The sequence below is a fragment of the Streptomyces hesseae genome, assembly GCF_031845785.1.
In the GTDB taxonomy this organism is placed as follows: Bacteria; Actinomycetota; Actinomycetes; order Streptomycetales; family Streptomycetaceae; genus Streptomyces; species Streptomyces hesseae.
Genome location: NZ_JAVRFI010000037.1, coordinates 37,575 through 46,156, shown reverse-complemented (window position 1 = coordinate 46,156; position 8,582 = coordinate 37,575). Strand labels below are relative to the sequence as shown.

The 8,582-nt window shown below is 68.4% G+C and carries 6 protein-coding genes, 1 tRNA gene and 1 pseudogene; 4 read left to right on the top strand and 4 right to left on the bottom strand.

What is annotated here, in order from left to right:
* Positions 1–515 precede the first annotated feature (515 nt).
* Positions 516–3,044, top strand: a complete 2,529-nt coding sequence (locus tag RM609_RS32815) for a helicase associated domain-containing protein (RefSeq protein WP_438828592.1) — start codon at positions 516–518, stop codon at positions 3,042–3,044.
* A 145-nt stretch (positions 3,045–3,189) separates the two neighbouring features.
* Here RM609_RS32815 and RM609_RS32810 read toward each other — a convergent pair whose 3' ends face one another.
* The 4 genes and pseudogenes from RM609_RS32810 to RM609_RS34680 all read right to left on the bottom strand — a co-directional run.
* Positions 3,190–3,732: a hypothetical protein gene (locus RM609_RS32810; protein WP_311616046.1), complete on the bottom strand. Its 543-nt coding sequence runs from the start codon at positions 3,730–3,732 to the stop codon at positions 3,190–3,192.
* A 714-nt stretch (positions 3,733–4,446) separates the two neighbouring features.
* Positions 4,447–4,520 (bottom strand) — tRNA-Met (locus RM609_RS32805).
* Positions 4,521–4,757: 237 nt separating this feature from the next.
* Positions 4,758–5,273 carry a GNAT family N-acetyltransferase gene (locus tag RM609_RS32800; protein WP_311616044.1) on the bottom strand — a complete coding sequence of 172 codons (516 nt, stop codon included), beginning with the start codon at positions 5,271–5,273 and terminating at the stop codon, positions 4,758–4,760.
* A gap of 553 nt (positions 5,274–5,826) precedes the next feature.
* A pseudogene (locus tag RM609_RS34680) lies at positions 5,827–5,922 on the bottom strand (transcriptional regulator); the annotation flags it as partial.
* A gap of 984 nt (positions 5,923–6,906) precedes the next feature.
* Here RM609_RS34680 and RM609_RS32795 point away from each other — a divergent pair.
* The 3 genes from RM609_RS32795 to RM609_RS32785 all read left to right on the top strand — a co-directional run bounded on the left by RM609_RS32795 (position 6,907) and on the right by RM609_RS32785 (position 8,448).
* Positions 6,907–7,065, top strand: a complete 159-nt coding sequence (locus RM609_RS32795; protein ID WP_311616052.1) for a DUF6087 family protein — start codon at positions 6,907–6,909, stop codon at positions 7,063–7,065.
* A 61-nt stretch (positions 7,066–7,126) separates the two neighbouring features.
* A complete protein-coding gene (locus RM609_RS32790; RefSeq protein ID WP_311616050.1) occupies positions 7,127–7,423 on the top strand; it encodes an NUDIX domain-containing protein in 297 nt (98 codons plus the stop codon).
* 41 nt (positions 7,424–7,464) lie between these two features.
* Positions 7,465–8,448 carry a hypothetical protein gene (locus RM609_RS32785; protein WP_311616042.1) on the top strand — a complete coding sequence of 328 codons (984 nt, stop codon included), beginning with the start codon at positions 7,465–7,467 and terminating at the stop codon, positions 8,446–8,448.
* Positions 8,449–8,582: the final 134 nt, after the last annotated feature.

Sequence of the window (8,582 nt, the reverse complement as noted above, 5' to 3'; positions counted from 1 at the left end):
GTCTGCTCCGCAGACACGACGCGCCGCCGCTACGCGGCGGAAGACGACAACGCACTCCGTGCGTTGTTTCGGGACTCCGTCCCGAGGTTCCGGGCCACTCCGTGGCCCCGGAGGCCAACTCCGTTGGCCTCCGGCTCGGATCGCTCCGCGATCCGGCCTGAAGGAACGCGCTCCGCACGTTCCTTGGGCTGGCTGGAGGGGTATATGGGGGTGAGTGGCTAGCCTGGTTCCTTCGTTGGGGCCGGGGCGAGTGGATGCGGCAAGCCCGTGCTCGTCGTGGCGGCTCTGGGATGGCGGAATCGAATAGGACGGAACAGTATCGTGCGTCATTCTGTCTGGCCCGCTATGTTATGGAAAGGCGGGCAACCCCCGTCACGGCCTCCAGGCAGCCGGACAGAGAGTCTTAACTCGCCCGGAAATTCGTTTTTCGAAAGCTGAATAGCCCAATTGCCCGTCTCCCGGTTTTCCGGCATAACCGGATTCCAATGAACTTGAAAAGCCGTCAGGTGTGAACTGTGAAGGGAAAGATGATGTCAGGGAAAGAACTGTTCCCGCATCAGGTGGAAGCCGTCGATGCCGTCCTCCACGTCCTGCAGACGCCCGCCGACGGACACTTGCCGGCCGAAGGACTGCGGACCCAGGTCATCGCTGCGACCGGCTCGGGCAAGACACTGATCGCCACCGAGACCGCCCAAAAACTGACCGCCCGGCGGGTCCTGGTCCTGGTACCGACCCTCGACCTGCTGACACAATCTGCGGCCGCGTGGCGGGAGGGCGGCCGTACCGGAGCGATGCTCGGGGTCTGCTCACTGCGGGCAGAAGACTCTGGCGGCATGCCCTGTACGACGGACCCGGCCGAGCTCGTGGCATGGGCGAACGGGCTGGAGCGGGTAACGGTGTTCGCCACCTACGCCGCCGTCGGCCTCGGCATCCTCCAGCGCGCACACTCTCAGGGCCTGCACGTGTGGGACCTGATGGTCGTGGACGAGGCGCACCGCACCAGCGGAGACGCCGGCAAACCCTGGGCGTCCGTGCACGACCAGGCAAAGATCCCGGCGGCCCGCCGCCTCTACATGACCGCCACGGCCCGGATCTGGGAAGCATCCGAGGACACCCACGGTGGCGGGTGGGCGCAGCCCCGGGTGATCGCGAGTATGGACCCGGACTCCCCGGTCTTCGGGCCCGTGGCGTTCAAGCTGACTCTGTCCGAGGCCGTCAGCCGCGGCCTGGTCGCGCCCTACCAAGTCGTGTGCGTCGACGTCACCGACCCCGGTTTCCACCAGGCGCGCCAGGCGGCCGGGCCCGGCTCGGACGCGGCGCGCGGGGCCCGGCTCGCGGCGCTGCAGACCGGGGTCCTGACCGCGGCAGTGCAGGAGCGGCTGCGGAAGGTCCTGACGTTCCACAGCAAGGTCATCGAGGCCGAGGTCATGGCCGAGGGTGTCGCCGGCGTCGCGCAGCGGCTCTGGCAGGACGATCCGCGCCGGTTCCCGGCGCCGGAACGGGTATGGGCCGGCTGGCTGTGCGGCGAGCACTCCCCCGGCCACCGGCGCGCCGTGCTGGAGGAGTTCGCGGCCGACATCATCGAGGACGAGGGCGGGCTGCGGCCGGCCGCTCTGCGCGTGCTCAGTTCCGTGAAGGTGCTAGGCGAAGGGGTCGATACAGCGAATTGTGATTCCGTCGCTTTCTGCGATGCCAGGGGGTCGATGATCGATATTGTGCAGATGGTCGGCCGTGCGCTGCGTATGAAGCCGGGCGAGGGGAAAATGGCTTCGCTGATCGTCCCGGTATTCCTCGCGCCTGGTGAAAGTCCGGACGACATACTGACCTCTCCGGCGTACGAGAGCCTGGCGAAGATCCTCGAGGCGCTCCGCGCCCACGACGCCGACACCGTTGAAGTCCTCGCCGATCCCCGTGTGCGCAGCGGGAGCTACGAGCCGGAGGAGGCCGTGAGGGCTGGTGAAGGGGGCCAGGAGCGGCCGGAGGGGGAGCAGGGGCCGAGTGCGCCTGCGCGGGAGCTGCTGAGGTTCAGCACCCCTCGGGATCCCGCGCTGCTGGCCCGGTTCGTGAAGCTGCGGGTGCTCGAGCCGGAGAACGCCTTCTGGCGGCGTGGGATCGAGGCGTGCGTGCGGTATGTGAAGGAGACCGGCGCCGCGCAGCTGCGGGTACCGTACGGCTTCGTCACCCCGCCGGAGTGGTCGCCGGCCGGGTTCCCGCTGGGGACGTGGCTGGCGGACCAGCGGCGTTTCAGCAAGGCCGGGCGCCTGGCTCCGGCCCGCGTCGCCGAGCTGGACGGGCTCGGGATGGTCTGGTCCCATCAGGACGTCGCGTTCGAGGAAGGACTCACCGCCGCACGGGCCTGGGCTGCAGTACATGGGCATTTCCTCCCGCCTGCCACTGCCGTCTGGAACGGCTACCCCGTCGGGACCTGGGCGAAGAACCAGCGCACCGCCGCCCGGATCGCGGACACCATCGCCGAGCGGCACGCGGCCGGCCTCCCCGTCGTATCCAGCGCCAAGGCACTCACCGAAGCGCGGCGGGACGCGCTGGACGACATCGACCCGGGCTGGTGCCCGGTATGGGATACCGGGTGGCAGCGCTGCTTCCGCCTCGCACAGGCCCATGTCGGAGGCGGCGGGACGGTACCAGCGGGGCCGGGTGAGGTGATCGTGCAGGGCGAAGACCTCGGCCGCTGGGCCCGGGCATGCCGTCTCAGCTGGGACGACTTGCTGCCGGTCCAGCAATGGATGCTCGCCAACGTCCTCGGCCTCAACCCGGCCGAAGAACACGAGCAGCCGGTGAAGCGCACGCAGGAAGACAAGTGGGCGCTCAATCTTCGTGCGGCACGCCGGTACCACGCCCGCGAAGGCCACCTCAACGTACCCAGAAAACACATCGAGCACCTGGAGCCGGAAGGCCGCCAGGGCAGCGCTGAGGAGCTTGTGGCGGTGAAGCTCGGCATGGTCCTCGACAACATCCGCAAACGGGCCGGCAAACTCACCGAGCAGCGCCGCGCGGACCTCGACACACTCGGCATGCGCTGGTGAACCTGGCCGGGAGCGCAGCCCTGGGACAAAGACAGCAGGAACGGGACCGGTCCTCAGTGCCTGTTTCTGATCCCCCTGGAGCGCGGGCGGTAGTCGACAGCAGGCGGACCAAGGGTGAAGGTGCTGGCCATCGCCTTCAGGTCGATCAAGCCACTGGGCTCGTCGGAAGGCTCTGGGTAGCGGCGGTTCGGGCCGACGCCACGGTGTTGGTAGAGGCATCCTCCACCGTCTCGGCGACACGGCTGGCCAGGTCCTCCCACGGACGCGGAGCGACGACCGGCACGCCGACCGCCCGCGCCTGCGCGGCGAGCCACCGGCCGTACAGCACGCTGACGCGTGCGCGATGGCGCTGCGGTCCGGCCTCCGGCTCCCGGCGCAGGTAGTTGGCCGTCACCTGCCCCTCGTCGTCCTCGTGGAGGAAGACGGCACGGACCGGACCTTTGGGCGTCGCCGGTCCGGGCAGGACGTAGTCCCCTTCCAGGATCACCGGGGTATCGGTGCCCACATGGTTGGCCACCACTGCCTCGATCGCCGGCGCCAGCGCCTCGGCGATCGCGATCTGCCGCTCGACCACCGACTCGGGTGTCCGGCGGGCGGCCTCCGGGTGAGTGCGCCAGAAGTGGACCTCCGGCAAATGCTCGGGCAGTGTCACCGCGAGGAGGGCCTCCACGATGTCATCGACCTCCACGACGGGGACGTCGTACCGTCGTGCCAATGCCCGCCCGACACCGGTCTTCCCCATCCCCGACGCGCCCCCGACGACGAGCACCCGCCAGCCGGGAAGACTCCGAACCCCACCCGTAGCATCCACGCGGGCAGAGTACTGCAGCCGCTTCTTCACCTGGGCCACACCAGCCGCAGCGGTTCCCGTTCGGGGAACGGTCGCGGTGACCGTTCCCCGAACACTTGCGCAAAGTTCCCATTTCGGCCTGACGGCTCTTGACTTGCTGATACGGGGTTCAGAAACAGGCACTCATGGACCCGGCTTCATCCGGTCAGTTACCAGAGCATCGGTACGATCTGCGGCTGAGTGGCGCGGCCCGGCTCGATACCGCGTCGGCAGTCCCCGACCTCCGCACCTCTCTCCAGCAAAACCAATGGCAAGATCGTCAATATTCCTTCGAAACGCAGACGCCAGGGCGCAGCGATGCCTACGAAACAGCAAGACCCGGCCTCGCCACTCCGCCCAGGCCTCTGGCGCAGACTGCCCAGGCCGAGCGCCGCGGCATTCTTGGTTTTCGCCGGCTCGGCCTCTGTGTACTTCCTGGGACCAGCAACCGCGGGTTGGAACGCGATACCCCGCCCGGCCCGGCGCAAAAGACTGCGGCCGTAGCCGCCGGACCCACCGGAGCACGGACGCGGCAGGGCCCGGATCCGCATGGATCCGGGCCCTGTTCGGCAGTAGCGGGGACAGGATTTGAACCTGCGACCTCTGGGTTATGAGCCCAGCGAGCTACCGAGCTGCTCCACCCCGCGTCGGTGATCCCCACAGTACGCCATCACAACGGGCTCCGGAGACCACCTCCTGCCGAGGGGCTGCTGTAGGTTCTCCGCTTCCGTGCCATGCGGCAACGCTGTGTCGTGCGGTTTCTCTGGCTGTCTCACGGCTCTGCCGGAGCGGTCCGTCTCACGGCCGTGTCATTTCCTCAGCCCCTGCGCATGCTGCGTGACTGCGGTGGGGCCCTGGAGGCCGTGTCTCCAGGGCCCCAGGGTTCAGCGCCGGCCGTGGTCCGGGCTCGTGAGCCTGAACCGGGCTGTGCCGTCCTCGGTGGCCCAGCGGTGGAAGCCGGCCTTCTCCAGCACGCGGATGGAGGACGGGTTCGACAGTTCCACGCCGGCGGACACGGTATGGACGTCCGGTGCGGTGAGGGCGAACTCCGCCAGGGCCCGGGTGGCCTCAGGGGCATAGCCCCGGCCGCGGCGGGAAGCCACGATGCCGTATCCGATTTCGAGGATTCCCTCGCTGGGCGGCCAGAACAGGCCGATCGATCCCACCACCAAGCCGCTGTCACGCTCGATGACCAGACGGTGGCCGTGTTCACCGAGCCAGGCGGGGTACTGGTCGAAGAGGCCCGCGATGACGCGGTCGCCTTCGGCGGGGAAATCGTCCGCCCACTCGGCCGACCTGGTGTCGTCGAGGACCGCGGTGGCCTCGGCCATGGTCCAGGACCGGAGAACAAGGCGGTCGGTGGTCAGCTGAATGCGGTCTGATGCAGTGGAGGAAGACACGTGTCACTCCTGGTCGTTGGAACGACCCGGCCCGCGCTCTGCTAGCGCGCGGGCCGGACAAGGGCATGCTGAAGACGGCCGACGGCGGCCATATTCATCAACCTCCCTGTCCCGTGATCACGCGCCTCTCGCGCTGGCGTGACGGTAACAACCTCTCCCCAGCCTGGGCAAAGCGTCTCCGGTCGGCGACGGACTTCCGGATGGCGGCGGCCACGCGTTTTCCGGACGAGTGATGGTCACGACCTGCACGTCTCAACTCTGTATCGCATCCGACTCTGATCCGACATCAGCTCTGAGATCCCGTGAGCCGAAGCACGGTAGTTGTCACCGTGGGCATCCGCTGAACTGCGGCTTCACAGTCGGGCGAAGCACGGTAGTTGTCACCAATGAGGCGCGCTATCTGTCACCAGCAGTACGCGGCGCATCGTGGTTGTCACCTGCTGCGGCGCCACGCAGCCGCCTGAGCTGCCCCGCAACCCCGGCGGCCGACCCGGCGCGCACTGTCCGGCGGTCGCGGTGACAACAAGAATTTGAGACCCCACAACTGCTTCTCTGCAGCGAAGCCGACGTTGGTGACGTACTCGTACTGGCCCCACTGCGACCCCGGGTCCGGGAGCACATCGGTGGTCCGCACATCGTCCAGGCCGTGAGCAGCGGGCTTCCACTCGGCACCGGCTCTCTCGACCGCGCACCGGTAGCGTTTGCCACCGCCTACGCCAAGCGAATCCAAAGCAAGATCACTTCAGCGCCTTCGAAACGAAGACTCCGGGGCGCGACGGCGCCTACGAAATCACCAGAACTGACACCGTGTCCGGCCTGCAGGCGGTGGTCTCGCCGGCAACTGCCCCTTCTTCGCCGCGGTGTACGAGGGGAACGGCTTGCCCGGCGATGATGGCCGCGGCGCCGGACGGGGGCGGATGACGGCTACGGGTGGGTCCGGGAACCATGACCGGTGCCCAGGCCGGAGGCCGCCACGCTCCTTGTCCGGGCGCCTGGAGGCCATGCGGTCAGGGCCGGTGGCCTGTACCGCTCGGCGACCGTCGCCCGGCTCGCCGAAGTCGCCCGCCGCACCGAGGACGGCGCCCCGTCCTCCCTGAAGGCCCGGCTGTCCGGCGCGGCCGCCGATCTGGCGGCGCCGGCCGGGTGGGTCAGCCACGACAGCGGCCGGTACACGACCGCCCAGAGGTACTGGCCCTACGGTATCCACGCAGCCGGCGGGGCAGGGCGACCGCGGGGTGGAGATCGTCACGCGCGTGTCCCACCAGATGATCTGCCTGGGCCGCCCTCGCGATGCCCTCGGCCTCTTCGGCGTCGCCGCGAAGCAGGTGACGCTGCCCGCGACCAGGGCGCCGGTCGCCTCCCAGGCCGGACGCCTCCACGCGGCCCCCGGCGGCGGGCGCAGTGCCGGGTGGCACCTCGGCGCCGCCGGCGAACTCGTCTCGGGCGGCCTGGGCGACGTGCCGCAATGGGTGGCGTACTTCGGCGCAGCCGAGCACGTGGGGGCCCGGGCCGTCTTTCGCCCGCGTCCTCGCCGCGGCCGGAGGGCGCCGCAGCAGCCCAGCAGGCTCTCGACGAGGCTGCCCGCGCCGGCTCCGCCCTCTCGTCGCCTCCCGCCTGAACGCCCTGCCGGCCGCTGCACGGCGGCGCCGGCCATCTCCACCCCGACCAGCCAAGAGCCCTGGAGCAGTGGGACAGCTTCACCTACGTCCCCGCCGGGACCGCCCCCGACCTCGCCGCGGCCCAGCAGTGGGCGAACGAACAGACCACCGGAGAATCCACCAGCCAGCCCTGACCCCGGACCATGTGCACACAGCGGGGCGCGGCGGACGACTCGCTCGTCCGGATTCTCCCGGATCTCCCTGACGGCCCCCTCTGGTGGCGTCGGTGACGGCGAGAATCTGATCGAGGCCCTGCGCAGGGAAGCCGCCGAGGAGACCGGGCCGACCGTCGCCGCCGTCAGGGACTGCTACCTCGGGCACTTCGACCACCGCCCGGGCAGCAGACGTGCCGCCCGGCAGTTCGACTTCAGCGTCACCCTTGCAGACAAAGCCGCTCCCCGACCTGCCCGGCCTGAAGCCGAAGGTGCCCACACCCATCGATGGACGCTCTTATCTTTCACTGAGAACGCTCCCCTAGCGTCTCGTGCATGATGACGCAACGTGGTGCAGCCGGATCTGTTGTCCTCACAGCCGTGGCCTTGACAGCCACCGCCGGGGTGGCCGCCGCGGCCCCCACCCCCGCCAAGGCCACCGCCCCGGTGTCCCACGGCAAGGTGACGGACAATCTGTACATGTCGCTCGGCGCATTCGAGGACGCCGTGTCCGGCGAGGACCCCAAGGTCAAGGCCATAATCGACCGTAAGGACATCGGCGGCGTACAGGTGGTGGCCCCCTGGAAGGCCCTTGAAGGGAAGAAGGGGGAGTACACGTGGTCGCGGCTGGACAAAGCCCTGAAGCACCTCCAGGAACGCCACAAGAAACTGTTCGTCCAGGTCCAGGACCGGTTCTTCGACGTAGCCATGAAGGACGCCAACGTCCCCCAGTATGTGAAGGACGAGGGCGGCATCGCGCCGACGGTCGATGAGAACCCCGACAACCCCACCACCCACGGGGCCATGGCCGCGCAGTGGAACAAGCAGGTGCGAGCGGACTTCCAGGCCATGCTGAAGGCGATGGCGCAGAAGTTCGACGGCAAGCTCGCCGGGGTGAACCTTCCGGAGACCGCGGTCGAGGTGGACACCAAGACGGACCAGACCAAATACACCTCGAAGTCCTACATCGACGCCGAGATCGACAACATGCGCTACGGCAAGAAGGTCTTCACCAAGACGCAGTTCATCCAATACATCAACTTCCTGCCGGATGACGACGACCACAAGCGCATGAAGGAGATGTTCGACCTCGCCAGGGACAAGAAGATCGGCATCGGAGGACCGGACACCCTGCCGGACCGGAAGTACCAGATGGAGAACTCCTACAAGTTCCTCCACGCATACAAGGACGCCCTTCCCCTCGTCGCGATGGCCGTCCAGGAACCCGACATCAACGCCAAGGACCCCAAGACCGGTAAGCCGTTCACCCGCGAACGCTTCACGGACTTCGCCCACGACTACCTCGGCGCACGCCAGATGTTCTGGACCACCGAAGCAGACTGGCTGCAGAAGCCCACGGCATGACACCTGCACGAATGCGGCTGCTCAGGCCCGTGTGAGTGACCGAGCGCTCCCGGGGCGGCACAGCCTCGCGATGTGATCACCACATGGCCAGCGGAAATTGCGCAGCAAGGTCGCTCCCGGACCCGAAGCAGCCC